Origin of the sequence: Agromyces ramosus, assembly GCF_030817175.1 — a bacterium.
Classification (GTDB): Bacteria; Actinomycetota; Actinomycetes; order Actinomycetales; family Microbacteriaceae; genus Agromyces; species Agromyces ramosus_A.
This window is the reverse complement of record NZ_JAUSYY010000001.1, coordinates 3,367,904-3,392,791: the sequence shown is the minus strand read 5'-3', so window position 1 is coordinate 3,392,791 and position 24,888 is coordinate 3,367,904. Positions and strand designations below refer to the sequence as shown.

At 70.4% G+C, this 24,888-nt stretch carries 23 protein-coding genes; 5 read left to right on the top strand and 18 right to left on the bottom strand.

Going from position 1 to position 24,888, the window contains the following annotated elements; translation table 11 throughout:
* Positions 1–118: 118 nt before the first annotated feature.
* Together QFZ26_RS15845 and QFZ26_RS15840 are read right to left on the bottom strand one after the other, a co-directional pair.
* Entirely contained in the window at positions 119–2,143 is a 2,025-nt protein-coding gene (locus QFZ26_RS15845) for a PhoX family protein (protein ID WP_307045107.1), read from the bottom strand.
* A 182-nt stretch (positions 2,144–2,325) separates the two neighbouring features.
* Positions 2,326–4,089 (bottom strand): proline--tRNA ligase, encoded by a 1,764-nt coding sequence (locus tag QFZ26_RS15840; protein WP_307043801.1) that lies wholly within the window; start codon positions 4,087–4,089, stop codon positions 2,326–2,328.
* Positions 4,090–4,128: 39 nt separating this feature from the next.
* On the opposite strand from QFZ26_RS15840, the gene QFZ26_RS15835 reads away from it, so the two are divergent.
* From QFZ26_RS15835 to QFZ26_RS15820, 4 genes are all read left to right on the top strand, one after another.
* Positions 4,129–5,559, top strand: a complete 1,431-nt coding sequence (locus tag QFZ26_RS15835; RefSeq protein ID WP_307043799.1) for an RNB domain-containing ribonuclease — start codon at positions 4,129–4,131, stop codon at positions 5,557–5,559.
* A gap of 109 nt (positions 5,560–5,668) precedes the next feature.
* Entirely contained in the window at positions 5,669–6,748 is a 1,080-nt protein-coding gene (locus QFZ26_RS15830) for an iron-containing redox enzyme family protein (RefSeq protein WP_307043798.1), read from the top strand.
* Positions 6,745–6,996, top strand: a complete 252-nt coding sequence (locus QFZ26_RS15825) for a CDGSH iron-sulfur domain-containing protein (protein WP_307043796.1) — start codon at positions 6,745–6,747, stop codon at positions 6,994–6,996. Before QFZ26_RS15830 ends, QFZ26_RS15825 begins: the two co-directional genes overlap by 4 nt.
* Positions 6,993–8,630, top strand: coding sequence for a M20/M25/M40 family metallo-hydrolase (locus QFZ26_RS15820; protein WP_307043794.1), 1,638 nt, complete (start codon positions 6,993–6,995; stop codon positions 8,628–8,630). Before QFZ26_RS15825 ends, QFZ26_RS15820 begins: the two co-directional genes overlap by 4 nt.
* 79 nt (positions 8,631–8,709) lie before the next feature.
* On the opposite strand, the gene QFZ26_RS15815 is transcribed toward QFZ26_RS15820, so the two are convergent.
* The 16 genes from QFZ26_RS15815 to QFZ26_RS15740 form a co-directional block, all read right to left on the bottom strand.
* Positions 8,710–8,868, bottom strand: a complete 159-nt coding sequence (locus QFZ26_RS15815) for a hypothetical protein (protein WP_307043792.1) — start codon at positions 8,866–8,868, stop codon at positions 8,710–8,712.
* 76 nt (positions 8,869–8,944) lie between these two features.
* Positions 8,945–10,075 carry a flavodoxin-dependent (E)-4-hydroxy-3-methylbut-2-enyl-diphosphate synthase gene (gene ispG / locus QFZ26_RS15810; RefSeq protein ID WP_307043790.1) on the bottom strand — a complete coding sequence of 377 codons (1,131 nt, stop codon included), beginning with the start codon at positions 10,073–10,075 and terminating at the stop codon, positions 8,945–8,947.
* Positions 10,076–10,156: 81 nt separating this feature from the next.
* The gene (locus tag QFZ26_RS15805) at positions 10,157–11,260 is read right to left on the bottom strand and encodes a YihY/virulence factor BrkB family protein (protein WP_373460728.1); all 1,104 of its coding nucleotides are present in this window, start codon (positions 11,258–11,260) and stop codon (positions 10,157–10,159) included.
* A gap of 196 nt (positions 11,261–11,456) precedes the next feature.
* The gene (locus QFZ26_RS15800; protein ID WP_307043788.1) at positions 11,457–12,200 is read right to left on the bottom strand and encodes a hypothetical protein; all 744 of its coding nucleotides are present in this window, start codon (positions 12,198–12,200) and stop codon (positions 11,457–11,459) included.
* 72 nt (positions 12,201–12,272) lie between these two features.
* On the bottom strand, positions 12,273–13,391 hold the full coding sequence (locus tag QFZ26_RS15795; protein ID WP_307043786.1) for an alpha/beta hydrolase: 1,119 nt from the start codon (positions 13,389–13,391) through the stop codon (positions 12,273–12,275).
* Between the two features lie 9 nt (positions 13,392–13,400).
* Entirely contained in the window at positions 13,401–14,033 is a 633-nt protein-coding gene (locus QFZ26_RS15790) for a CoA transferase subunit B (RefSeq protein WP_307043783.1), read from the bottom strand.
* Between the two features lies 1 nt (position 14,034).
* Positions 14,035–14,808, bottom strand: coding sequence for a CoA transferase subunit A (locus QFZ26_RS15785; protein ID WP_307043781.1), 774 nt, complete (start codon positions 14,806–14,808; stop codon positions 14,035–14,037).
* Positions 14,805–15,704 (bottom strand): alpha/beta hydrolase, encoded by a 900-nt coding sequence (locus tag QFZ26_RS15780; RefSeq protein ID WP_307043778.1) that lies wholly within the window; start codon positions 15,702–15,704, stop codon positions 14,805–14,807. The genes QFZ26_RS15785 and QFZ26_RS15780 overlap by 4 nt, the downstream gene beginning before the upstream one ends.
* Positions 15,701–16,447, bottom strand: coding sequence for a 3-hydroxybutyrate dehydrogenase (locus QFZ26_RS15775; RefSeq protein WP_307043776.1), 747 nt, complete (start codon positions 16,445–16,447; stop codon positions 15,701–15,703). Before QFZ26_RS15775 ends, QFZ26_RS15780 begins: the two co-directional genes overlap by 4 nt.
* Positions 16,444–17,127, bottom strand: coding sequence for a TetR/AcrR family transcriptional regulator (locus QFZ26_RS15770; RefSeq protein WP_307043774.1), 684 nt, complete (start codon positions 17,125–17,127; stop codon positions 16,444–16,446). The genes QFZ26_RS15775 and QFZ26_RS15770 overlap by 4 nt, the downstream gene beginning before the upstream one ends.
* On the bottom strand, positions 17,124–18,704 hold the full coding sequence (locus QFZ26_RS15765) for a class I adenylate-forming enzyme family protein (RefSeq protein WP_307043772.1): 1,581 nt from the start codon (positions 18,702–18,704) through the stop codon (positions 17,124–17,126). The genes QFZ26_RS15770 and QFZ26_RS15765 overlap by 4 nt, the downstream gene beginning before the upstream one ends.
* The gene (locus tag QFZ26_RS15760) at positions 18,697–19,833 is read right to left on the bottom strand and encodes a branched-chain amino acid ABC transporter permease (RefSeq protein ID WP_307043770.1); all 1,137 of its coding nucleotides are present in this window, start codon (positions 19,831–19,833) and stop codon (positions 18,697–18,699) included. Before QFZ26_RS15760 ends, QFZ26_RS15765 begins: the two co-directional genes overlap by 8 nt.
* Positions 19,830–20,705: a branched-chain amino acid ABC transporter permease gene (locus QFZ26_RS15755; RefSeq protein ID WP_307043768.1), complete on the bottom strand. Its 876-nt coding sequence runs from the start codon at positions 20,703–20,705 to the stop codon at positions 19,830–19,832. Before QFZ26_RS15755 ends, QFZ26_RS15760 begins: the two co-directional genes overlap by 4 nt.
* The gene (locus QFZ26_RS15750) at positions 20,702–21,472 is read right to left on the bottom strand and encodes an ABC transporter ATP-binding protein (RefSeq protein ID WP_307043766.1); all 771 of its coding nucleotides are present in this window, start codon (positions 21,470–21,472) and stop codon (positions 20,702–20,704) included. Before QFZ26_RS15750 ends, QFZ26_RS15755 begins: the two co-directional genes overlap by 4 nt.
* Positions 21,469–22,224, bottom strand: a complete 756-nt coding sequence (locus QFZ26_RS15745) for an ABC transporter ATP-binding protein (protein WP_307043764.1) — start codon at positions 22,222–22,224, stop codon at positions 21,469–21,471. Before QFZ26_RS15745 ends, QFZ26_RS15750 begins: the two co-directional genes overlap by 4 nt.
* Positions 22,225–22,300: 76 nt before the next feature.
* Positions 22,301–23,503 carry a substrate-binding domain-containing protein gene (locus QFZ26_RS15740; RefSeq protein WP_307043762.1) on the bottom strand — a complete coding sequence of 401 codons (1,203 nt, stop codon included), beginning with the start codon at positions 23,501–23,503 and terminating at the stop codon, positions 22,301–22,303.
* A gap of 127 nt (positions 23,504–23,630) precedes the next feature.
* On the opposite strand from QFZ26_RS15740, the gene QFZ26_RS15735 reads away from it, so the two are divergent.
* Positions 23,631–24,815: an acetyl-CoA C-acetyltransferase gene (locus QFZ26_RS15735; RefSeq protein ID WP_307043760.1), complete on the top strand. Its 1,185-nt coding sequence runs from the start codon at positions 23,631–23,633 to the stop codon at positions 24,813–24,815.
* Positions 24,816–24,888: the final 73 nt, after the last annotated feature.

Genomic DNA, 24,888 nt, shown 5'->3' with positions numbered 1-24,888 from the left:
GACAACTCTCTACGGTACCGGATGCGGGGGCAAGCTTCATGCGAGACCGCCGAAGTGGACGGGGCCGAACATGCGGGTGGGCGGATGCCGCGGCATCCGCCCACCCGCAGTGCTGCGCTCAGGCGCGCCAGACCTGCACGACCGACGGCCGCGGGGCCGCCACGAGTCCGGTCTCGGGGCGATGCGCGGGCACGTAATCGGGGAAGTGGGAGGTCGGCGTGGCGACCGAGCCGTTCTCGCCAGGGTGCTGCACGGCGACGTAGACCATGCCCTCCTGGTCGTGGATGACCGGGCCGCACGTCTCGCCCTCGCGCGGGACGGAGAGGAACTGCTGCACGTGGCCGCGCTCGGGACCCTCGAGCGGCACCTTGAAGAGGCCGTCGTTGAAGCCGATCTTGCTCGGCGCGCCGTCGGTCGAGATCCAGAGGTTGCCCTCGGAGTCGAACGCGACGTTGTCTGGGCATGAGATCGGCGACACGAGCTCCTTCGGGAAGCCGGCGAAGTAGGTGTTCTGGTCGACGGCGGGGTCACCGCAGAGCAGCAGGATGTTCCAGCCGAAGGTGCTGCCGGACTGCCCGGCGGTCTCGGTCATCTCGATGATGTGCCCGTTGCGGTTGCCCGTGACCGGGTTCGCCTCATCGACGTTCGCGAGCGTGCGCGACGAGTTGTTCGTGAGCGCGAGGTAGACCTTGCGCGTCTTCGGGTTGGGCTCGACGTCCTCGGGACGGTCCATCTTCGTCGCACCGACGGCGTCGGCCGCGAGGCGCGCGAAGACGAGCACCTCCTCCGTCGTCATGCCGGGCACGACGCTCTCGCCGTTCCTCGTGAGCGGGATCCACTCGCCGGTTCCGTCGAACTGCCCGTCAGCCGGGAGTGCGCCCGAGCCGGTGACCTCGGCAGCGGGCGAGTTGCCCGTGAACCGTGCGACGTACAAGTCGCCCTCGCTCAGCAGGTCGAGGTTGCTGCGCCGGGCCTTCGCCGACTTGCCGGGGGTGAACGTGCCCTTCGACACGAACTTGTACAGGTAGTCGTTCGCCTGGTCGTCGCCCATGTACGCGACCGCGTGGCCGTCCTCGGCGATGATGACGTTGGCGCCCTCGTGCTTGAACCGGCCCATGGCCGAGTGCTTGCGCGGCGTGGAGCTCGGGTCCTGCGGGTCGATCTCGACGATCCAGCCGAAGCGGTTGGGCTCGTTCAGATAGCCGGCGTCATGTGCGTCGAAGCGAGGGTCGATGCGCTCGAACGTGTAGGTCGAAGCACTGCTCGGCGTGGCGCGGTAGCGCTTCTGGCCCGCGGTGTCGGCGGCCCACGCGAAGTACCCGTCGAAGTTCTCCTCACCCGAGAGCACCGTGCCCCACGGGGTCGTGCCGCCGGCGCAGTTGCCGAGCGTGCCCTTGACCCAGCGGCCCTCGGGGTCGGCGGCGGTCTTCATGAGGTCGGTGCCGGCGGCGGGGCCGGTCACCTCGAACACGGTGTCGGCGGTGATGCGGCGGTTGCGGCGGCCGTCGACGAGGTAGCGCCACGGCTGGCCCAGTTTGCTACGGCGGAGCTCGACGACCGAGAAGCCGTGCGCGGCCTTGTAGATCGCGGCCCGTCGGTCGAGCTCGGCGGGATCGCTGCTCGGCGTGAACATCAGGCCGGGGTTCACGTACTCGTGGTTCGCCGCGAGCACCGCGGTGCGGCCGCTCTGGTCGGCGAGGATGTCGATGTAGTCGACGTTGTAGCCGAACTGCCCGGCCTGCGCCTCGACGGTCTGGTGGTCGAAGTCGAGCGCGGGCACACCCGAGAAGAGCGGGTCGCCCCAGCGGATGATCGGCGCCCACGTGTAGCCCGCCGGCACGTTGAAGTCGTCGACGACACCGGGCACCGGCGCGATGGCGTCGAATGGCAGGCCGCTGCCACGTCCGAAGGCGGCTCCCCCGGGTGCTGCCGTCGCCGAGCCGGCCGGCGCCACGGCCGCGAGTGCGATGCCGACGGCGCCCGCCGCGCCGAGGCCCAGCAGCGCGCGCCGCGTCAGCGCGGCCGAGGCGATGTCGCGGAAGTGGGGATTCGCGGAGGTGTTGCACTCGGGGCCGAGGCAGGCGTTTCCGCACTTGAAGTGGCAGGTCACGGGCGAGCGCTTGCCCCGCACGTGGTCGGCCATCGGAAACAGCTGGATGTCGGTGATCGTCACGGATCGGTCCTCACGCTCGTGGTCGGGATTCCACTTGCACAGTGCTCGTGGAATCCGTCGCGGCGCATGATGCGGCGTGAACGAGGGGTGAACGCGCGTCGAATCGTGGGGGTCGCGGCCGCGAGCGCGGCCGGGACATCCGCTCACCGGCGTCAGGCGAGCGCGGCGACGACCCCGTCGATCGGCACCTGCGTGCGCTCGCCCGTGGCGCGATCCCAGACCTCGACGATGCCGTCGACGACGCCGCGTCCGGCGATCACGATCTTCGGGATGCCGATGAGTTCGGCGTCGCCGAACTTCACGCCGGGCGAGACCTTCGGGCGATCGTCGTAGAGCACGTCGTATCCGGATGCCTCGAGCGCGCCCACGACCGCCTCGGCGGCTTCGAACACCGCCGCGTCCTTGCCGGCGGCGAGCACGTGCACGTCGAACGGCGCGACCGCCGCAGGCCAGATCAAGCCCTTGTCGTCGTTGTTGTCTTCGGCGATGATCGCGAGGATGCGGGTGACGCCGATGCCGTAGGAGCCCATGGTGACCGTGGCGAGTTTGCCGTTCTCGTCGAGCACCTTGAGGCCGAGCGCCTCGGCGAAGAAGCGACCGAGTTGGAAAACGTGGCCGATCTCCATGCCCCGGGCCAGTTCTACCGGGCCGGAGCCGTCGGGCGCGGGGTCGCCGGCGCGCACGCTCGCCGCCTCGACGGTGCCGTCGGCGACGAAGTCACGGCCCGCGACGAGTCCGAAGACGTGCCGCTGATCGGCGTTCGCCCCGGTGATCCACTCGGTGCCATCGACCACGCGAGGGTCGACGAGATAGCGGATGCCAGTGGCCGACTCTTCTCCGAGCACGGCACCGTCGGCCGACCACGGGCCGATGTAACCCTTCACGAGACCGGGGTGCTTCGCGAAGTCCGCCTCAGTGGCGGGCTCCGCCTCGCCGGGCGCGAACGCCACCTCGACGCGCTTCATCTCGACATCGCGGTCGCCCGGCAGGCCGATGACGACGACCTCGCGAGTGCCGTCGGGCTGCACGACGGCGAGCACGACGTTCTTCAGCGTGTCGGCTGCGGTCCAGGGGCGGCCGTCGGGACGCGGGTACTCGGCATTGGCGAGCTCGACGAGGGTCGCGATCGTCGGCGTGTTCGGCGAGTCGAGCACCACGGGCGCGGGCAGACCGTCGAACGGGATCGGCTCGGGCACGATCGTCTCGAACGCTTCGACGTTCGCTGCGTAGCCACCGGCCGAGCGCACGAAGGTGTCTTCGCCGACCGGCGTCGGGTGCAGGAACTCCTCGCTCCGCGCGCCGCCCATGAGCCCGTTGTCGGCATTCACGATGACGTACTCGAGGCCGAGCCGCATGAAGATGCGCTCGTAGGCGTCGCGTTGGGACTGGTAGCTCGCGTCGAGACCCTCGTCGGAGACGTCGAACGAGTACGCGTCCTTCATGGTGAACTCGCGGCCGCGCAGGAGGCCGGCGCGAGGACGTGCCTCGTCGCGGTACTTGTCTTGAATCTGGTAGATCGACAGCGGCAGGTCTTTGTACGAGTTGCAGAGATCTTTCACGAGCAGCGTGAACGCCTCTTCGTGTGTCGGTGCGAGCAGGTAGTCGGCACCCTTTCGATCCTTCAGACGGAAGATGCCGTCGCCGTAGGTCTCCCACCGGCCCGAGGCCTCATACGGCTCGCGCGGCAGCAGCGCGGGGAAGTGCACCTCGTGCGCACCCGCATTCGTCATCTCTTCACGAATGATCGCCTCGATCTTCGCCTTGACCCGCAGGCCGAGCGGCAGCCACGCGAAGACGCCTGGCGCCTGGCGGCGGATGTAGCCGGCGCGAACGAGCAGGCGGTGGCTCGTGACCTCGGCGTCGGCCGGGTCTTCGCGGAGGGTGCGGAGGAAGTAGTTCGAAAGGCGTGTGGGCACCCGATGATTCTAATTGCGCGTCCCGCCTAGGCTTGGCGCATGTCACCGCGCCGGTCACGCATCGCGGCGTCCGCCGCGCAGAGCGAGCTCGCCGTGGCGCTCGCCGAGCTCCGCACGTCGCTCGACCTGCCCACCGGGTTCCCGCCCGACGTGCTCGCCGAGGCGGATGCTGCGGCATCCGCCTCACCGCCGCCGACGGTCGACCGCCGCGACATCCCGTTCGTCACGATCGACCCCGCAGGGTCGATGGATCTCGACCAGGCACTGCACATCGCCCGGCGCCCCGGCGGCTTCCTCGTGCACTACGCGATCGCGGATGTCCCGGGCTTCGTGCTCGCGGGCGGGGCCGTCGATCGCGAGGCTCGCGAGCGCGGGCAGACGCTCTACGCCGCCGACGGGCGGGTGCCGATGCATCCTCCCGTGCTCAGCGAAGACCGGGTCTCGCTCCTTCCGGGCGTCGACCGCACCGCCTACGTCTGGTCGTTCGAACTCGACGAGACCGGCGCCATCGGTCGAACCGGGCTCGAGCGAGCCCACGTCCGGTCGCGTGAGCAGCTCAGCTACGACGAGGCCCAGACCCGCATCGATGCCGCCGACGGCGAACCGCTCGCGTTGCTCCGCGAGGTCGGGCTCGCCCGCATCGATCAGGAACGTGCGCGCGGCGGCGCGAGCCTCAACTCACCCGAGGAGGAGATCGTCCGTTCCGACGGCGGCTACGCGCTGAAGCGACGACACCTCCTCCCGGTCGAGGCGTGGAACGCGCAGCTCTCGCTCATGACGGGCATGGCCGCCGCCGCCGTCATGGTCGAGGCCCGGATCGGAATCCTGCGCACCATGCCCAAGCCGACCCCCGAGCGCATCGCGGCGTTCCGCACACAGACCGAGGCCCTCGGCCGGCCGTGGCCGGAATCGGTGACCTACGGCGAGTACCTGCGCGGCCTCGATCACGACGGCCCGGCAGCGCTCGCGGTGCTGCAGGCGGCCGGCGGGCTCTTTCGCGGGGCGGGCTACGAGGCGATGGACGGCGACGTGCCCGCCGACCCCGAGCAATCGGCGCTCGCCGCGCCGTACGCGCACGTCACCGCGCCGCTGCGCCGCCTCGTCGACCGCTGGGGACTCGTCGTGTGCGAAGCGCTCGTCGCGGGTCGAGAGGTGCCGGCGTGGGCACGAGACTCGCTCCACGAGCTTCCGGCACTCATGGGTGCGTCGTCGCAGCGGGCGAGCCGCCTCGACGCGGCATCCGTCGCACTCGTCGAAGCCGCCGTGCTCTCCGACCGGGTGGGCGAGCGATTCACCGCCACGGTGCTCGAGCTCCGCGGCGACAACGCGATCATCCAGCTCACCGAACCGGCCGTGACGGCCACATGCCCCGCGACGCCCGCTGCCCGCGCGGGCGCGCGGCTCGAGGTGGTGCTCGAGCACGCCGACATCCGGGCGGGCGAGGTGCGGTTCCGCGCGGCCCGACCCTGAAGCGCCGCGGCCCGCGGCGGCTACCGCTCACGGTTCGGCCGGTCAAGCCCCTGACAGGGGCGTGATCCCTCTCTACGGTGGAGACACGACGCGAGCGAGGGAGCCTGGCATGACGATCACCGCCGATGCTCGACCCGGCGCCACACCGACCCCTGCAGCGAGTACCGCGAGCCCGATGCGCCCGATGGCGCTGCCGAGCCCGCGCGGTCCGGTCACGGAGGCGCTCGTCGCCCAGCTCACGGGTCCGGAGCATGCGCCGGTCGGCGAACTCGCCGTTGCGGCGACGGAGGCGCTCGCGGCATCCGATGACGTGATCGGCGACGACGACCTGCAACTGGCGCTCTTTCTCACGTACGAACTGCACTACGGCGGCCTCGAGGGCGTGCCCGACACGTGGGAGTGGGACCCGCGCCTGCTCGCCGTGCGCGGGCCGATCGAGCGGGAGTTCGAGGACGCGCTGCGCCACTCGGTGCCCCAGCCGATCGCGACCCGCGACGTGCCCGAGGCGCTGTTCGCCCTCGTCGGAGCCGACGACGGGCCGAGCCTGTCGGCGTTCGTCGAACGAGAGGCCACGTCCGAGCAGGTGCTCGAGATACTCGCGTGCCGCACGATCTACACGCTGAAGGAGGCGGACCCGCACAGCTGGGCCATCCCCCGGCTGCATGGGGCGGCGAAATCCGCCCTCGTCGAGATCCAGGCCGACGAGTACGGCGGTGGCCGCGCCGAGCGACTTCACGCCACGATCTTCGCGAACGCACTGCGCGGCGCTGGGCTCGATGATCGCTACGGCGCCTACGCCGACCACGTGCCCGTCACCGTCTACGCATCGATGAACCTGATGTCCTTCTTCGGACTGCATCGGCGCCTCCGCGGTGCGATCGTCGGTCACCTCGCCGCCTACGAGATGACCTCGTCGCTCCCCTGCCGCGCGTACGCGAACGGGCTGCGCCGGCTCGGCTTCGGCGAGGACGTCACCGACTACTTCGTCGAGCACGTCGAGGCCGACGCGGTGCACGAGCAGCTCGCCGCGCGTGATCTCGCCGGCTCCCTCGCCCGTGACGAACCGCAGGTCGCGAAGGACATCCTCTTCGGTGCTGCGGCGTGCCTCACGCTCGACGGCCGCCTCTGGGGTGGCTTGCGCGAACGGTTCGAGCGGGGCGAGTCAGCGCTGAGGATGCCGCTGGCATGAGCGCCGAGGCATCCGCCCGCCCCGTGTCGATCACGGCCTGTCCCGACGGACCGCTGCTCGTTCGCGGCGACCTCGCGCTGTTCGACGACGACGGCGAGCCCGTGCAGCCGAACCGTCGCACGTTCGCACTCTGCCGCTGCGGCGCGTCCGCCATCCGCCCGTTCTGCGACGGCTCGCACAAGCTCGTCGGGTTCCGAACGAGCCCGCCGGCCCGAACGCCGGCTGTCACGTTCGACGAGGCGCCATGACCATCCTCACCGACCACCGGATGCGCAGCGCCCTGCAGGAACATCGTCGCGAGTTCATCGATCACCTCGCCGAGTGGGTGCGCATCCCCTCGATCGCCGGCGACCCCGACCACGTCGACGACCTTCCCCGCTCGGCGAACGCTCTCGCCGGTCTCTGCCGCGCGGTCGGGTTTCCACGCGCGGAGGTGTGGCAGCAGGGCGAGACGTCAACGGTGTTCGCCGAATGGCCGGCGGATGCCACTGCCCCAACTGTCCTCGTCTACAGCCATCATGACGTGCGCGCCGTGATCGGCGAATCCTGGAACGAGACCCAGCCGTTCACCCCGATCGAACGCGACGGATGCCTCTTCGGCCGCGGGGCTTCCGATGCGAAGGCGCAGGTCATCGCGCACCTGTGGGGGCTTCGCGCCCTGCTCGGCGATGGTCGCTCCGCACCACCGGTCACCGTGAAACTCCTCGTCGACGGCGAGGAGGAAACCGGCTCGCCGAACCTCGCGGAGCTCATGGAGGCGCGCGCCGACGACCTCACGTGCGACCTCATCGTGTACTCGGACACGACCCTCCTCGACCCCGAACGCCCCGCCCTGACCACGAGCGTCCGGGGCATGATCGGCGCCGAGCTCACAGTGCTCGGGCCGGCGCACGACGTGCACAGCGGCGCGGTGTCCGGGCCGGCACCCAACCCTGTGGTCGATCTGGCGCGGCTCATCTCCCGACTCCACGACGAGGACGGTCGCATCACCCTGCCCGGCTTCTACGACGCCGTCACGACGCCGACGGCCGAGCAGAGCCAGCAGTACTCGGCACTCGAGGTCGATGACGCCTGGTGGCTCGCGGAGTCCGACACGATGCGGGTCACCGGAGAGCACGGATACTCGATCCCCGAACTGCTCTGGGCCCGGCCTGCGCTGGAGGTGATCAGCATCAAGGGCGGCGATCTCGACGACCTGCCCCGAGCGGTCATCCCGGCGTCGGCGACCGCCTCGCTCAGCATCCGGCTCGTCGACGGCCAGTCGCCGGAGGCGGTCGCCGGGCAGCTGGAACGCTGGGTCGAGGCCGAGGCCGACGCACGCGGCATCCGGACCGAGCTCTCGATCGCCCGGAAGACCGCCGAAGCGCCCTACCGCACGCCCGCTCATCCCGCCGTGGAAGCACTCGACGAGGCGATGCGAATCGGGTTCGGCGTCGACTTCGTCGGGCGTATGGGCAACGCGGGCGGCGGTCCGGCGGAGCTCCTCGCCCGCACCCTCGACGCACCGCTCGTGTTCTTCGGCACGGGACTCGTGAGCGACCGGTGGCACGACTCCGACGAGCGCGTTCGACTCGACGTGCTCGAGAAGGGCGCGGCCACCCTCGCCGCATTCTGGCCGCGGCTCGCGGAGGCGATGCGCGACGAGCAACAGCCGACAGGTTCAACCACTCATCGAGAAGAGGAGATGCCCGTGTCCGATGCTGAGATCACCCCGTCCGAACCCGACCCGACGCCCGACGGCCGCGCGAACACGCACGGCGATCGGCCGAGCGCCGGTGACCTGCCCCTGCCGGAAGAGATCCCCGCGGGCGACGAGATGGTCGAGGCGGACACCGCTTCCGGCGGCGCCCCCGAACCCGCGGGCAGTGGCGGCGATGACTGAGCGCGACGGTCGACTCGACGACGAGCGCAGCCACGAACCCCGAGAACGGCGTTGCCGACCGCTGACGCGCCGCCGCGGTTCAGTCGCCGTCGACGTCCTCTTCGTCCTCCATGGCGAACGCCTCGACGTCGTCGGCTGCGGCCGTCGCGGCGTCGTCGGTGCCCTCATGCAGGGTGCCCATGCCGTCGGGGTATCCCGCCTGGTCGGGGTACTCGAACTCGGTGCCGTCTCCGCTCATCACGGACCCCCTCTCGCGCGGATGCCGCGTCGGGGCATCCGATGCCGCCCACCATACTCGCGGGCGGCGCGGGCCACTACGGGGTGAGCACCTGGGGTGAGCCGACGGGCGCGTCGGCGCCCATCTCGTCGGCGATGCGGTTCGCCTCTTCGATGAGGGTCGCCACGATCTCGGACTCGGGCACGGTCTTGATGACCTCGCCCTTCACGAAGATCTGGCCCTTGCCGTTTCCGGATGCCACGCCGAGGTCGGCCTCGCGCGCCTCGCCGGGCCCGTTCACGACGCAGCCCATGACGGCGACGCGAAGCGGCACGGTCATGCCCTCGAGTCCGTCGGTGACGTCGTTCGCGAGCTTGTAGACGTCGACCTGGGCGCGCCCGCATGAGGGGCACGACACGATCTCGAGCTTGCGTTCACGCAGGTTCAGCGACTGCAGGATCTGCAGCCCGACCTTGACCTCCTCGACCGGCGGAGCGGAGAGCGAGACGCGGATGGTGTCGCCGATGCCCTCGCCGAGGAGGATGCCGAACGCCGTCGCGCTCTTGATCGTGCCCTGGAAGCTCGGGCCCGCCTCGGTGACGCCGAGGTGCAGGGGCCAGTCGCCGCGCTCGGCGAGCATGCGGTAGGCCTTCACCATGACGATCGGGTCGTTGTGCTTCACCGAGATCTTGAAGTCGTGGAAGTCGTGCTCCTCGAAGAGGCTCGCCTCCCAGACCGCCGACTCGACGAGCGCCTCGGGCGTGGCCTTGCCGTACTTCTGGAGCAGGCGCGGGTCGAGCGAGCCGGCGTTCACGCCGATGCGGATCGAGACGTCGGCCTCTTTCGCGCGCCGCGCGATCTCGGCGACCTGGTCGTCGAACTTGCGGATGTTTCCCGGGTTCACGCGCACCGCGGCGCATCCGGCGTCGATCGCGGCGTAGACGTAGTTCGGCTGGAAGTGGATGTCGGCGATGACGGGGATCTGGCTCTTCTTCGCGATGATCGGCAGCGCCTCGGCGTCGTCGCGACTGGGCACGGCCACGCGAACGATGTCGCAGCCCGATGCCGTGAGTTCGGCGATCTGCTGCAGGGTCGCGTTGATGTTCGTCGTCGGCGTCGTCGTCATCGACTGGACGCTCACCTGGGCGTCGCCGCCGACGAGCACCTTGCCCACCTTGATCTGGCGTGACTTGCGTCGCGGGGCCAGGACCTCAGGGACTTTGGGCATTCCGAGATTCACAGCAGGCACGACTCGAGTCTACTTCCGCCGGAGTGCTCAACGGCTGGGAAGCGGATGTCAGGCGCAGCGTCAGCGGTCGCGAGTACGGGTGGACTCCTCGGTCGTGCCCGCGTCATCCGTGTCGACGTCGGAGTGCTCGAGCCGGATCTTGCGGCCGAGCTCGATGTCCTCCTTCTGCTTCATCGCGGCCTTCTCGCTCTTGCGCGTGTCACGCGGTGGGAGTTGGATGTCCTCCTCGGCCTCGATGCCCGCCTGCAGCTGTCGTCCGCGCTCGAGTTCGGCGTCGAACTCGGCGCCGAAGAGCAGCGCGGAGTTGGCCAGCCAGAGCCAGAGGAGGAAGACGATCACGCCACCGAACGAGCCGTAGGTGCGGTCGTAGTTCGAGAAGTTCGCGACGTAGAGCGCGAAGCCCGCCGACACGATGACGAGCGCCACGATCGCGACGACGGCGCCGACGCTGATCCAGCGGAACCTCGGCTGCTTCGCGTTCGGCGTCGCGTAGTAGAGGATCGCGATGGCCAGGATGACGGCAAAGGCCAGCACGGGCCACTTGGCGATCTCCCAGACGACCTCAACGGCTTCGCCCACGCCCAGCGCATCGCCGAGCGCCTCGGTCACCGGTCCCGAGATCACGAGGATCACCGCGATCACGACGACGAGCACCAGGGTGACGATGGTCACGATGAGCTGCATGGGCCGCAGCTTCCAGAACGGACGTCCCTCGTCGATCTCATAGATCTGGTTCATCGCCCGGCTGAACGCGCCGACGTAGCCCGAGGCCGACCAGATCGCGAGCAGGAGGCCCGTGACGAACCCGAGCCCGGCTGCCGGCGAGGTGCTGAAGTCCTCGAGCGGCTCACGGATGACGTCAAGCGCCTCGCCCGGGGCAACCTGCTGCAGGATCCCGAACAACGAGTCGATCGCACGCTCGCCCTGGCCGACGAGCGCGAGCAGAGAGGCGAGTGCGAGCAGGCCCGGGAAGAGGGCCAGGACGCCGTAGTAGGTGAGCGAGGCGGCGCGGTCGGGGCACTGGTCGTCGATGAACTCGCGGAAGCTCTTCCGCAGCACGTACTTCCACGAACGCTTCGTCACCTCGCGGGGCGAGTCGGGTTTGCGCTCGTCGTCGGGTTCCGGCGCGTCCGCCAGGTTCGTGCTGGCTCCGTCTTCGGCCACGATGCCCTCCTCGATACCGGATGCCTCGAGGTGACCGCTGCGCACGGCGTCGACGACCGACCTCGACCGGACGACTCTCGCCGGTGCTCCAGTCTTCGGCCGGAACTCGATTCATCCCACCCCCTGCCATTCGGGGGAACCGGGAGTTATAGTGCGGCTCTCGCCGTGCACGCGCGCCGCCCTCGGGGGCGGGACGTCAGGCGCAGCCGTACGCGACCGGTTCGGGCGCGACGATCTTCGTGACGCCGGCCACCTTCTCGCCGGTGTACGCACCGGATTCGTCGATCACAAGCTCCGAGAGCGCGACGCCGATCTTCACCGGACCTGATTCGCGTTCGATCTCGATGACGTCGACGGCGGGACCCATGCAGCTCCACAGCGCCGGATCGAGCTCGGCGCTGATGGCGGCGTGGGTCACGCCCACCGTGATGCCCGTGTCCGTCGTCAACGTGATGCCGAGCGACTCGGGGGCCTCGAAGATCACCGCGAAACGGGGCCACACCAGGTTGTTGAGATCGGCGTTCACCCGCTGTTCCTCGTCGTAGAAGCGCTCCTGCAGCGCCGCCCCACCCCACCGATGTATCACGCCGTCGGGAAAGTGATTGCCGCCCAAGTACTCCTCGTCGACCGGCGGTTCGCCGAACACGTTCGTGAGCACGGCCACGGCGCCGGGAGCCGACATGTAGTCGATGGTCGCCACGACAGACCCGGTCAGGTCTCGCAGCTCGAGGCGATCGGCTCGAGCCACGAGAGCGGTGACACTCGCCAGCGGGTCCTCAGATTCCGTTGGGGTGGGGTCGACGGCGGTCGGGCTCGGGGCGGCGGTCGTCGGGGTGCCGGTCGGCGACATCGCCGAGCCCGACATGCAGCCCGAGAGCAGCAGGACTCCGGCCACGGTCGCGATCCAAGCCGTGAACCGGCTCGTGCTCAGTTGTGCCATGGTTCGTCCCCCTCCGAGATACCCGTGCGCAATGGTCGCACCTGATGGTGGCCGTTCGCGTCGTGCGCGGGGTCACGATTTCATATCGGAGTCTTTCGTCCGCTTCCGGGCCCGAGTCTCGCGCCCGAACTCCCCGACCTCTGCAGTGCCGACGTGCGCGAGCAGCGCGTGGCGGAAGACGTCGGGGTGCTCGAGGTGCGGCGAGTGGCCGCAGTCCTCGAGCTCGAGCTCGGTGAACCGTCCGCCCGCGTCGCGGTAGCGGGTGAGCACGGCTCGCGTCTGAGCGATCATCGGCTGCGGCGGGGCCACGTCGTCGCCCGGCCAGCCGGGGATGATGCCCGCCGTCCCGAGCTGGTTCAGGTCGAAGAACGACGCGTCGCCGACGATGGCGTCGTGCACGCCGTGGATCCAGAGCACCGGCGGCTTCGGATCGACGTCGACGATGCCGGTGGCGTCGAACACCGTCGGCGCCATGGTGTTGAGCACGCCCCGGCCGCCCGGCGCGAACCCGGGCCAGTGCTCGGACACGGTCGAATCGCCGGGATAGTTGTCGAGCCCCGTCGCAGTCGTGAGCATCGACTCCACCCAGAGGTCTTCAAGGTCCGAGACGAACCCGGGCGCCACGTAGCTCGACCGGAAGACGGCGCGCGGTGAGCCGGGCTCGTCACTGCGGTCGCCCGCCGCGAGTCTCGTCACGAAGTCGGGGTTCACTCCCCCGCCGCCGGTGCCTGCGGCGTCGGGGACGAGCAGAGTCCCGTCGAGCGCGGTACCGCCGAACCCGTACGGCGAGACCGTCGCCACGAGCGTGAGGCTCGCCACGAGCTCGGGCCGGTCGAGCAGCAGTTGCATGGCGACCCCGCCGCCCATGCTCCAGCCGACGACGTGCACCGCGCCGGGCGTGAGGGCGTCGATGACGGATGCCACGTCGTCGGAGAAGTCGCGTACGCCGCGCGTCGCGTCGACGGGAAGCACGTCGGTGTCGCCGAACCCCCGCAAGTCGATCGCGAGCGGGCGCACATGGCTCGGAAGCTCGAGCATGAGCGGTTGCCAGAACAGCGACGACGAGACGTTGCCGTGGAGGAATACGACCGTGGTCGTCGCGGCATCCGACGGTCGCTCGAGCACGTTCGCCGTGAGGCGCTGCGTCTTCACCTGGAACGTCTGGATGCCCGGGAGGATCGTGTCGATCATGCTCTTCCTTCAGTCGGTGAGCAGCGGCGGCTGGGTGGCCGCGACGACCTCGTCGATGGTGAGGCCCGGCGCGAGCTCGACGAGCCGGAGGCCATCCGGGGTCACGTCGATGACGGCGAGATCGGTGATGATGCGGTCGACGACGCCCTTGCCCGTGAGCGGCAGGGAGCACTCGTTGACGATCTTCGGCGAGCCGTCGCGTGCGACGTGCTCCATGAGCACGATGCGGTGCTTGGCGCCGTGCACGAGGTCCATCGCGCCGCCCGGGCCCTTCACCATCTTGCCGGGGATCATCCAGTTGGCGAGGTCGCCCGTGGCCGACACCTGCATGGCGCCGAGGATGGCCGCATCGATCTTGCCGCCGCGGATCATGCCGAAGCTCGTGGCCGAGTCGAAGTACGCGGCGCCGGGGAGCACCGTCACGGTCTCCTTGCCCGCGTTGATCAGGTCGGGATCGACCTCGGCCTCGGTCGGGTACGGTCCGACGCCGAGGATGCCGTTCTCGGACTGGAGGAGGATCGTGACCCCTTCGGGCACGTAGTTCGGCACGAGCGTGGGCAGGCCGATGCCGAGGTTGACGTAGGAGCCGTCGGCGAGCTCGCGCGCGGCGCGCGCGGCCATCTCGAAACGTGTGAGTGCCATCTCAGTTCCCCTCTCGCACGGTGCGACGTTCGATGCGCTTCTCGATGTCGGCGCCGACGACCACGATGCGGTCGACGTAGATGCCGGGCAGGTGCACGGCGTCGGGGTCGAGCTCGCCCGGCTCGACGAGTTCCTCGACCTGCGCGATGCAGATGCGGCCGGCCATGGCCGCGAGGGGCGAGAAGTTGCGGGCCGACTTGTCGAAGACCAGGTTGCCGTACCGGTCGCCCTTCAGGGCGTGCACGAGGGCGAAATCGGTCGTGATCGCCTCTTCGAGCACGAACTCGCGCGGTGTGCCCGCGAACTCGAAGGTCTGCACGGGCTTCACCGGGCTCGCCACCGCGATCGTGCCATCGGGGTGGTAGCGGCGCGGCAGGCCGCCCTCGGCGACCTGCGTGCCGACGCCGGTCTGCGTGAAGAACGCGGCGATGCCGCTGCCGCCGGCCCGCAGCTTCTCGGCGAGCGTCCCCTGCGGAGTCAGCTCGAGCTCGAGCTCCCCCGAGAGGTACTGCCGCTCGAACTCCTTGTTCTCGCCGACGTACGACGAGGTCATCTTCGCGATGCGTTGCTTCGCGAGCAGCACGCCGAGGCCCCAGTCGTCGACGCCGCAGTTGTTCGAGACGACGGAGAGCCCGTCGACCCCCGAGTCGAGCAGTGCCTGGATGAGCACCATCGGGATGCCGCAGAGACCGAACCCGCCGACGGCGAGGCTTGCTCCTGCGGGGATGTCGGCGACCGCCTCTTGAGCGGACCCGACGACTTTGTCGAGTGTCACGATGCACCTTCCTGTGTGTCGACGGCCCCGAGTCGGGCACGGATCACAGGGATCACGCTACCGGCGCCGGCCGCCGTCATGACGATCGTGTAGTGATTGACGTCGGCGACGTCATGGACGACGAGCTGCGGCATCCGCTCGGCCCACTCGGCGACGAGCGCCTCTGGGTAGAGCGGCGCTTCGTCTTGGAGGCCGCGCGGGGCGCGGAAGAAGTCGACGGGGCCAGGCGCGGCGAGCAGGGCCTCGGCGTAGCCGCCCGCGCCGTCGAGCTCGACCGCGTTGACCGCGACCGCGTCGGCCGACGCGCTGCTGCGCAGCTCGGGTGCCGAGCCCTGGAGGTCGTAGTCGACGTACGCCTCGATCGCGTCGTTCCAGTACGGGCCCAGCGCCGGATGCCGCCGCCAGAAGTCCCGGTAGGCCGCACGATCGGCGAACGTCATGGAGAGCCGCTCGAGCGCTGGGCCGAGGAGCACCGCGGGCAGCTCCTCGGGCGCGACGCCGTCGGGGTTCGGCACGGGGATGCCGCCGTCGACGAGCACGAGCCCCGCAACCCGGTCGGGATGCCGTTCGGCGAAGGTCACCGAGACGAACGCGCCCATCGAATGACCGACGACGAGGGCTCGTGCCACCCCGAGCGCGTCGAGCGCGGCCGCGAGGTCGTCGGCGTGCTGCTCCAGGCCGTACGGGGCGGGCAGGGTGTTGCTCCGCCCGCGGCCCCGCAGGTCGGGCGCGATCACGCGGCGCTCGGGCAGCGCCTCGGCGAACAGGTCCCAGTTGCGGTGGCTGGCGGTGATGCCGTGCACGGCGAGCACCGGGGTGCCGGCGGCATCCGGATTCCACTGGCCGCCCGCGAGCGACCCGTCGGCGACGGGTGCGGTGAAGGTCGAGTAGCTCATCTGGCGCTCCAGCCGCCGTCCATCGTGTAGCTCGCGCCCGTCACCATGCCGGCGTCGGGGCCGGCGAGCCAGACGGCGAGGCTCGCGACCTCTGCGGGTTCCACGAGCCGCTTGATCGCGGACTCGGTCAGCATGATCTTCGGCAGGACCTCCGCCTCGGGGATGCCGTGCACGCGCGCCTGGTCGGCGATCTGCTTCTCGACGAGCGGCGTGCGCACGTACCCGGGGTCGAGGCAGTTCGAGGTGACGCCGTGCGGTCCGCCCTCGAGCGCCGTGACCTTCGAGAGGCCCTCGAGCCCGTGCTTGGCCGCGACGTAGGCGGACTTGAACGGCGACGCGCGGATGCCGTGCACGCTCGAGATGTTGATCACCCGGCCGAACCCCTTCGCATACATGCCGGGCAGGGCCGCCCGGATGAGGAGGAACGGCGACTCGAGCATGAGTCGGAGGATGAGCGCGAACCGCTCGGGGTCGAACTCCTCGATGGGGCTGACGTGCTGGATCCCCGCGTTGTTCACGAGGATGTCCGCGTCGAGCGAGAGGTCGGCGAGGGCGGCCGTGTCGCCGAGGTCCACCTGCCAGGCGTCGCCGCCGAGCTCCGCCGCCACGCGTGATGCGGCCTCGCCGTTGAGGTCGGCGATGACGACGTGGGCCCCGGCCGCCGCGAGCGCACGCGCACATGCCTCGCCGATGCCGCTCGCACCCCCGGTGACGACCGCGCGTCGCCCGCTGAGATCGGTCACGATTCCTCCTTCTCCCCCGCGCTCTCGCGTCGGTCTCGTACCAGTTCCGGGCGCCCGAGCGCTCCGGAGATGAAGCGCATCATCTCGTCGAGCACGTGCGGCGGCACCTCGCGGGTGCCGCTCGCGGTGGGGTCGGCGTCGTTGCCCGGAGCAGCGTCGCCGTCGCCCCAGAGCACCCAGCGCATGCCGATCATCTCGCCGATCCCCATGAGCGCCCATGCGGCGACCGTCGGGTCGATGTCGCCGATCTCGCCGTCGGCGCTCGCCTCACGGAGTCCGTCGATGTAGCCCTCGACGATTCGCGTGTAATGCATGCGCAGCGCCTCGGGCGAGACGAGCTCGGCCTCGCGCACGACGCGGTAGAGGGCCGGATGCTCCGCCGTGAAGCGGAAGAAAGCGGCGAAGCCGGCCCGCTCGGCCTCGATGCGGCTGGATGCACCGCGGGTGCCTTCGCTCATCGCCTGCCGCACCCGGTGGTTGAGGTCTTCGACGAGCTCGTCGAACAGGTCGAGCTTCGTGTCGAAGTAGAGGTAGAAGGTGCCCTGGCCGACGCCGGCGTGGTCGGTGATGCGCGAGACGGATGCCTCGTGGTACCCGTGCTTCGAGAACACGTGCTCCGCGGCCTCGAGCAGGCGTCGCCGCGTCTTCTCGCCGCGGGCGGTGCGGGGCTGGGCGCTCATCGGCGGTCCTCCGTTCGGGCAGCCGGGGTGTGCGCGGCCTGCGCGGCGAATGCCGCCGCCCGTTCGACGAGGTGTCGACGCACCACCTTGCCGGCGGTCGACCTCGGCAGCTCGTCGATGAAGTACACGTCGCGGGGCACTTTGAACCGGGCGAGGAAGTCACGGGCGAACGACTCGAGCTCTGCGGCATCCGTCACCCGGCCGCGACGCACGACCACCCACGCGACGCCGGCCTCGCCCCAGCGCTCGTCGGGCACCCCGACGACGGCGACATCGGCGACGGCCGGATGTGCCATGAGCACCGATTCGACCTCGGCGGGGGCGACGCCCTCTCCCCCTGAGATGTAGATGTCCTTGATGCGGTCGACGATCGTGAAGAACCCGTCGGCGTCGCGCCGGACGAGGTCACCGGTGTGCAGCCAACCGTCGTGGAGGGCCGCTGCCGTGGCCGCGTCGTCGCGGAAGTACCCGGCGAACACCGACGGCCCGTGCACGAGCAGCTCACCCTCGGCGGCGGCGTCGAGGTGCTCGCCGGAAACGGGGTCCGCCACCGCGACGTCGACGTGCGGATACGGCTTGCCCGCTGAGCCGGCGCGGCTCCGGGCGTGCTCGTCGGGCAGGCACAGCACGTTCGGCGAGGCCTCGGTGAGCCCGTACCCCTGCGTCAAGGCCACGCCGCGAGCGTGCCAGGTGCGCAGCAGCGCGGGCGGCATCGGCGCTCCGCCGACGATCGCGTGCTCGAGGCTCGACAGGTCCGTGCCGTCGAAGTCGGGATGCTGCGCGAGGAAGAGGTAGTTCGCGGGCACGCCCATCATGGTCGTGATGCGCCGCTCCTGGATGAGATGCAGCACTCGGCCGGGGTCGAAGGTGCGCTCGAGCACGACGGTCGCACCCGTCCACCAGGCGAGCAGCGGCTGGATGTTCCAACCGCCGACGTGGTACTGCGGCATGACCGCGAGCACCGTGTCGGTCGCGCGCAGCTCGACGATGCGCGAGAACGCGAGGTTCGTCCAGAAGCAGTTCGCGTGCGTGAGCACGGCGCCCTTCGGTGTCGCGGTCGTGCCCGATGTGAAGATGATGAGCAGCGCGTCGTCGTCGGCGACCTCGATGCGGCCGGATGGCCCAGGCAGCACGTCGCGCGACGGCGCCGGCACCTCGGCCTCGACGCCGTGGGCCCCGATCGCCGCGGTCGGCACGCGGCGCGCGAGCCGCGCGAGCGTCGCCTTCGCGAGCGACTCGAACTCCGTCTCGACGAGGAGCAGCGCGGGCTCGGCGATCTCGAGCTGCGCGGAGAGCTCCCGCGGCGCCAGTCGCCACGAGAGCGGCACGAGCACGAGCCCTGCCTTCGCGCAGGCGAAGAACAGCACCACGTGATCGGCGCTGTTGCCGGTGAGCGTGGCGATGCGGTCGCCGATGGCGTAGCCGGCCGCGCGGAACGCCGCGGCAAGCCGCTCGGCGCGAGCGTCGAGCTCGCGGTAGGTGACGACGACGCCGCGATCGTCGATCGCGGTGCGGTCGGGCGTCGCGCGGGCGCGGTCGCCGGTCCAGCGCCCGAGCGTGTGCAGGCCGTCAGGCATCGGCGGTCTCCTCCGCTTCGGCCGGGTGCTGCTTCCGGCCCGAACGGATGCGCTGCGGGATCCCCGCGATCCCCCCGGGCAGGAACAGCACCACGAGGATGAAGAGCGTTCCCAGAATGAACAACGGCTCGGACAGCGGCACGCGGAGCACGGGAGGCAGCCCCGCGATGAAGTCGGAGCCCGCGAGCGCCGTGAGTCGCTGGTCGAGCAGTGTGTAGACGATACCGCCGACGATCGCCCCCCAGCGATACCCCACTCCGCCGAGCACGACGATGACGAGCAGCGTGAGCGTGAAGTCGGCCGTCGCGATGCGCGGCGACGCGCCCGACTGGAGGAGGAGGTAGCCCATGCCCGCGACCGCCGCGAGCGCGGAAGCCACGATGAAGACGAGCAGCTTCACCCCGTACGGGCGGATGCCGATGACGCGCACCCGCAGCTCGTTCTCGCGCGTGGCCTCGGCGACGCGTCCGGCACGACTCTGCTCGACCCAGAGCACCACGAGGTACACGAACACGAGCACGCCGAGCGCGACCCAGTAGAGGTTGCGCGTGTTCAGCACGCCGACGAGGGCCGCAGGCACGTTCGTGATGTCGAGCGAGAGCCCTTCGTCGCCACCGGTCGCGCTGCCCGGGTTGCGCCGGATCAGCACCGAGCCGGCCTGGGCGAACGCGAGCGTCACCATTGCGAAGGAGATGCCCGTGACCCGCAGTGCCAGCGCGCCGACGGTCGCGGCGAGCACGATGCCCGCGATGAGCGTCACCGCGATCGAGCCGACGAAGATGAGTCCGCTCGGCCACTCGGCCGGTGCGAACGCGTCGAGGGTCATGCCGAGCCCGTACGCGCCGGCCGCGAAGAACAGCGCGTGCCCGAACGACAGCAGCCCGGCGAGGCCGAACATCATGCGGTAGCTCAGCGCGAGCGCCGCGATGAGCATCGCGTAGGCGAGCAGCTGCAGGGTGCCCGGGGTATAGGTCGGGCCGGGCAGCACGCCCGGGATGTCGATCGCGAGCAGCGGGAGGATCGCGAGCAGTACGACGAGCGCGATGCCGGCGACCGTGAGCCACAGCGATCGGCGAGCGGATGCCGCGCCGCGAGTCGATGCCGGAGCATCCGTCAGTGCCTGGTTCATGCGACCTTCCCCATGAGTCCGCGCGGGCGAACGAGCAGCACCGCGGCGAGCGCGACCACGACGACGAGGTCGCCCGTGCCCCCGAGGTAGAAGTTGGCGAATTGCTGCAGCACCGCCACGAGCACCGACGCGATCGCGGCGCCGGTGAGCGAGCCCAGGCCACCGATGACCGTCACGATGAAGGCGAAGATGAGCAGCGTCGACCCGAGATGGGCCGAGACGTAGCCGTAGTACACCGACGCGAGCACGCCGCCGAGGCCGGCCGCCGCGCCGCCGATCGCGAAGACGAGGGTGAACGAGCGGCGCACGTCGATGCCGAGGGCGGTGACCATCGAGCGGTTCTCGACGCCGGCTCGGATGATGAGGCCGTAGCGGGTCTTGCGGAGGAAGAGCACGATGCCGCCGAGCACGAGGAGCGCGCAGGCGATGAGGAGGAACCGGTCGTTCGGGATCTTCGCTCCGAGGATCTCGGTGGTCTGCTCGAGCCACGCGGGGTTCTCGGTGTAGATCGGGTCGGTGCCCCAGATGCCCTCGAAGAGCGCGACGCTCGCGAGTGCGAGGCCGACCGTGACGAGCGCCTGCTCGATGTGCCGTTCGTACAGCCGCCGAATGAGGAGGTACTCGGTGAGGGCGGCGACGACCGCGCCGACGGCGATGCCGACGAGCGCCGAGATCGCGAGGCCCCACCAGGTTCCGTCTGAGACGCGGCGGCCGACCTCCCAGCCGAGGAAGGCCGAGATCGTGAGGAACGAGCCGTGCGCGAAGTTCAGCACGCCCATGAGGCCGTAGATGAGCGAGAGGCCGCTCGCGACGAGGAAGTAGAGCGCGCCGAGGCCGAGGCCCGTGATCACCAGGAGTATGACGGTGCTCATCGGGTGCTCCCCTCAGCCGTGTCGTGGGGGTCTGCCGCGTCGTGAGGATCTGCCGCGTCGTGCACGCCGAGGTAGCGCTGGATGCGCGCCTCGTCGTCGAGGAGCTCGGCGGCGTCACCCGCGAAGACGATCCGGCCGCCCGAGAGCACGACGACGCGCTCGGCGAGCCGGCGGATGACGTGCAGGTTCTGCTCGACGAGGAGGATCGGGACGGTTCGCGCCGCTTCGGCGAGCGCGGTGGCCACCTCGTCGACGATGCGCGGGGCGAGCCCCTTGGTCGGCTCGTCGACGAGCAGGAGCCGGTTCTCGTTGATGAGGGCCCGGGCGAGGGAGACCATCTGCTGCTGCCCTCCGGAGAGCGTGCCTGCTCGTTGCGCACGGCGTTCGAGAAGATCGGGGAAGAGCTGCTCGACGAGGTCGCGTCGAGGATGGTCGTCGCGTTCGGCGAGGCGGAGGTTCTCGGCCACGGTGAGCGAGCCGAACACCTCGCGGTCCTCCGGCACGTAGCCGACACCCTGTTGCACGATGCGGTGGGTCGGCATGCGGTCGATGCGGACTCCGCCGAGGGTCACGTCACCGGTTCGCTCGATGAGGCCGAGGATCGACTTGATCGTCGAGGTCTTGCCCACGCCGTTGCGGCCGAGGAGGGCGGTCACGCCGACCGCCGGCACCTCGAAGGAGACGTCCTCGACGACCTGCTGGCCGGCGATGCGACCTGAGAGGCGCGAGACCGTGAGGATCGGCGCGGCCGACTGCTGCTCGCTCACACCGCCTCCCCGAGGTACGCGGACTGCACGGTGGGGTTCGCCATGACGGCCTCCGGGGTGTCGACGGCGAGGAGCTCGCCGTGGTGCATGACGGCCACGCGGTCGACGAGCCCGAGCACGACCTCCATGTGGTGCTCGACCATGAGCACCGTGCGGCCGCCGCGATGCAGTCCGCGGATCACGTCGGTGATCGCCGGCACGTCGCCGGAGGAGACCCCCGCCATCGGCTCGTCGAGGAGGATCACCTTCGGGTCCATGGCGATGAGCATGGCGATCTCGAGCTTGCGCTTCTCGCCGTGGGCGAGGCCCGACGCGTCGGCGTCGGCGCGCTCGGCGAGCCCGACCTCGGCGAGGCACTCGAGGGCACGCCCGGTCGCGGCATCCGACCGTCGGGGAATCCGGAAGACGGATGCCGCGCCGCCGGCGTGCGCCTGCGCGGCGAGCCGCACGTTCTCGAGCACGCTGAGCGCGGGGAACAGGCTCGACGTCTGGAAGGTGCGACCGAGGCCGGCCGCGGCCCGACGGTGGATCGGAGTGTTCGTGACGTCGGCGCCATCGAGTCGCACTCGTCCTTCGGTGGGCCGAGCGACGCCGGAGATGACGTTGAAGAGCGTCGTCTTGCCTGCGCCGTTCGGCCCGATGACGCCGAGCATCTCGCCCGGCGCGACCTCGAGCGAGACGTCGTGGAGGATGCGCGCACCCCCGATGCGGAGGCCGATGTGCTCGAGGCTGAGCACCGCGTGGTCGGTCATGGTCGCCTTACTGCGTCGGGTGGTGGTGGGTGCGGGCGGCGGCCGCGGTTCTCCGCGGCCGCCGCACTCGGAGTCGCTACTCGCCGGCGACCGGCGGGGCGACGGTCTCGGCGTCGACCGTGTCGACGAGCTCGGGCACCCAGGTTCCGCCGTCTTCGACGAGCTTCGCCTGGTACATCGGCTGGATCATCGCGTGGTCCTCTTCGCGCACGGTGATCTCGCCCTTCACGGAGTCGAACGTCCAGCCCTCGAGCGCGTCGATCATGCCGTCGACCGTGTCGCCGCCCTCGCGGATGGCCTGCACGATCATCTGCGCGGCGACGAACCCGTCGGGCGAGAACAGGTCGGGGGTCGCGCCGGCCGCCTCGAGCGACTCGATCATCGCAGCCTCGACCTCGGTGCCCGCCGCGCCGCCGAAGTAGTGGTTCAGGAACGAGATGTCGCTCGACGCGTCGCCGTAGGCGCCGTAGGTCGCGACGTCGCCGAGCCCGGTGACGACCGGAACGGCGTCGAACACGCCCTGCTGCGCCAGCGAGGTCCACATGGCGCCGGATGACGCGCCCGCCCAGGCGACGAACACGAGGTCGGGCGCCGCGGCGATGAGCTGCTGTGCGAACGGAGTGAACTCGGTCGCATCCTCGGCGACGAGCACGCCCTCGACGGTCGCGCCCTGGCCGCCGAGCACGGCCTGGACGCCGGCGAGGTTGCCCTGGCCGAAGGCGGTGTCCTGCGCGAAGACGACGACCTTCTTGCCGGCGGGGTCGCCGATGAACGTACCGGCCGTCGCGACGTCCTGGTAGGTCTGGCGACCCGAGCGGAACGTGTACTCGTTGACGCCCGTGATGGCGTCGGCGGCCGCCGGGCCCGAGATGTAGAGGATCTGGTTCTGCGCGGCCTGCTCGGCGAGCGCGGTGGCGATGCCCGACGCCGCGGTGCCCGCGAGGATCTGGTAGCCCTGCCCGATGAAGTCCTTCGCCTTCGAGACGGCGGTGTCGGGGTTGCCCTGGTCGTCGGCCCATTCGATCTCGAGCTCGCGTCCGTCGACGGTGCCGGTGCCGTCGGTGGCGTAGTCGAGTCCGGCTTCGAAGCCGGCCGTGTACGCGGCGCCGTAGGCGGCGAGCGGGCCGGTCTGGCTCGTCATCATCGCGACCTTGACCGGCGCACCGGCATCCGTCGCCCCGGCGTCGCCGCCGGCAGCCGTGGTGGGTGCGCACCCGACCAGTGCGATGGTCGCGGCGGCAATGACGGCCGTCGCCAGGTACTTCTTCGTAACCCGCATGTGAATGCCTCTCAACGGTGAATGGCTGGACGTGTGTGGTGCGAACCTGACAGCTGGTTCAGGTCTCAGGTAAGTACAATAGGCTCAGAGCCACAACGCTCGCAACCCGAACGAAGGAGTCCAGGTCATGAGCATCCCCGACGTCGTCATCATCGCCGGCGCGCGCACCCCGTTCGCCCGCATCAACGGCAACCTCGCGGGCCAGTCGGCGGTCGAGCTCGGCACGATCGCGATCCGCGGCGCACTCGAACGCGCCGGGGTCGCCGCCGACGACATCGACGCCGTGATCATGGGCCAGGTGCTGCAGGCCGGCGCCGGCCAGAACCCCGCCAAGCAATCCGCCGTCGCCGCGGGCATCCCTTGGCGCGTCCCCGCGACGACCGTCAACAAGGTCTGCCTGTCGGGCCTCGTCGCCATCACGGATGCCGCGCGGCTCATCCGCCTCGGTGAGGCATCCGTCGTCGTGGCCGGCGGCCAGGAATCCATGACGAACGCCCCGCACCTGCTGCCGGGGTCACGCCACGGCCAGGCATACGGCAACTGGGACCTCGTCGACCACGCGGCCAACGACGGACTCACCGACGCGTTCGACCGCGAGTCGATGGGCGCCTCGACCGAGCGGTTCAACGCCCGCTACGAACTCGGGCGCACCGAACAAGACGAGATCGCCGCCGCCTCCCACGTGCGCGCCGGCCAGGCCCAGACCTCCGGCGTCTTCGCCGACGAGATCGTGCCCGTCGAGGTCCCCCAGCGCAAGGGTGACCCCGTCATCGTCGACCAAGACCAAGGGGTTCGCCCCGACTCCACCGTCGAGGTGCTCGCGAAGCTCCGTCCGGCGTTCGCCGCCGAGGGCACGATCACGGCGGGCAACTCGTCGCCACTCTCCGACGGTGCCGCCGCGGTCGTCGTCGCGAGCCGCGAGTGGGCCGAAGAGCGTGGGCTTCCGTGGCTCGCGATCGTCGGCGCCGCCGGCCAGGTCGCCGGTCCCGACAACTCGCTGCACTCGCAGCCCGCCAACGCGATCGCCGCCGCCCTCGAGAAGGCCGGCGGCAGCGCCGACGAGCTCGACCTCGTCGAGATCAACGAGGCATTCGCCGCGGTGTCGCTCGCGTCGACGCGAGAACTCGGCATCTCGTCCGACGTCGTCAACGTGCACGGCGGGGCGATCGCGCTCGGCCACCCGATCGGCGCCTCCGGCGCGCGACTCGCATTGCACGCCGCGCTCGAGCTCTCACGTCGCGGCGGTGGCCGCGCGGCCGTCGCCCTCTGCGGCGGCGGCGGCCAGGGCGAGGCACTCCTGCTCTCCCGCTGAACGAGCACGCGACACTCCGCGCTGTGGCAACATGTCACCACGGCGCGGGGTGTTCCGCGTGTACGCGAAAGGA

What these genes read in the sequence shown, in the direction of transcription:
- QFZ26_RS15780 (WP_307043778.1), bottom strand. Translation starts at nt 15,704, where the DNA reads ATGAGCTACTCGACCTTCACCGCACCCGTCGCCGACGGGTCGCTCGCG.
- QFZ26_RS15760 (WP_307043770.1), bottom strand. Translation starts at nt 19,833, where the DNA reads ATGAACCAGGCACTGACGGATGCTCCGGCATCGACTCGCGGCGCGGCA.
- QFZ26_RS15800 (WP_307043788.1), bottom strand. Translation starts at nt 12,200, where the DNA reads ATGGCACAACTGAGCACGAGCCGGTTCACGGCTTGGATCGCGACCGTG.
- QFZ26_RS15765 (WP_307043772.1), bottom strand. Translation starts at nt 18,704, where the DNA reads ATGCCTGACGGCCTGCACACGCTCGGGCGCTGGACCGGCGACCGCGCC.
- ispG (WP_307043790.1), bottom strand. Translation starts at nt 10,075, where the DNA reads ATGCCCAAAGTCCCTGAGGTCCTGGCCCCGCGACGCAAGTCACGCCAG.
- QFZ26_RS15790 (WP_307043783.1), bottom strand. Translation starts at nt 14,033, where the DNA reads ATGGCACTCACACGTTTCGAGATGGCCGCGCGCGCCGCGCGCGAGCTC.
- QFZ26_RS15755 (WP_307043768.1), bottom strand. Translation starts at nt 20,705, where the DNA reads ATGAGCACCGTCATACTCCTGGTGATCACGGGCCTCGGCCTCGGCGCG.
- QFZ26_RS15795 (WP_307043786.1), bottom strand. Translation starts at nt 13,391, where the DNA reads ATGATCGACACGATCCTCCCGGGCATCCAGACGTTCCAGGTGAAGACG.
- QFZ26_RS15735 (WP_307043760.1), top strand. Translation starts at nt 23,631, where the DNA reads ATGAGCATCCCCGACGTCGTCATCATCGCCGGCGCGCGCACCCCGTTC.
- QFZ26_RS15835 (WP_307043799.1), top strand. Translation starts at nt 4,129, where the DNA reads ATGTCACCGCGCCGGTCACGCATCGCGGCGTCCGCCGCGCAGAGCGAG.
- QFZ26_RS15815 (WP_307043792.1), bottom strand. Translation starts at nt 8,868, where the DNA reads ATGAGCGGAGACGGCACCGAGTTCGAGTACCCCGACCAGGCGGGATAC.
- QFZ26_RS15740 (WP_307043762.1), bottom strand. Translation starts at nt 23,503, where the DNA reads ATGCGGGTTACGAAGAAGTACCTGGCGACGGCCGTCATTGCCGCCGCG.
- QFZ26_RS15825 (WP_307043796.1), top strand. Translation starts at nt 6,745, where the DNA reads ATGAGCGCCGAGGCATCCGCCCGCCCCGTGTCGATCACGGCCTGTCCC.
- QFZ26_RS15770 (WP_307043774.1), bottom strand. Translation starts at nt 17,127, where the DNA reads ATGAGCGCCCAGCCCCGCACCGCCCGCGGCGAGAAGACGCGGCGACGC.
- QFZ26_RS15820 (WP_307043794.1), top strand. Translation starts at nt 6,993, where the DNA reads ATGACCATCCTCACCGACCACCGGATGCGCAGCGCCCTGCAGGAACAT.
- QFZ26_RS15745 (WP_307043764.1), bottom strand. Translation starts at nt 22,224, where the DNA reads ATGACCGACCACGCGGTGCTCAGCCTCGAGCACATCGGCCTCCGCATC.
- QFZ26_RS15830 (WP_307043798.1), top strand. Translation starts at nt 5,669, where the DNA reads ATGACGATCACCGCCGATGCTCGACCCGGCGCCACACCGACCCCTGCA.
- QFZ26_RS15845 (WP_307045107.1), bottom strand. Translation starts at nt 2,143, where the DNA reads ATGGCCGACCACGTGCGGGGCAAGCGCTCGCCCGTGACCTGCCACTTC.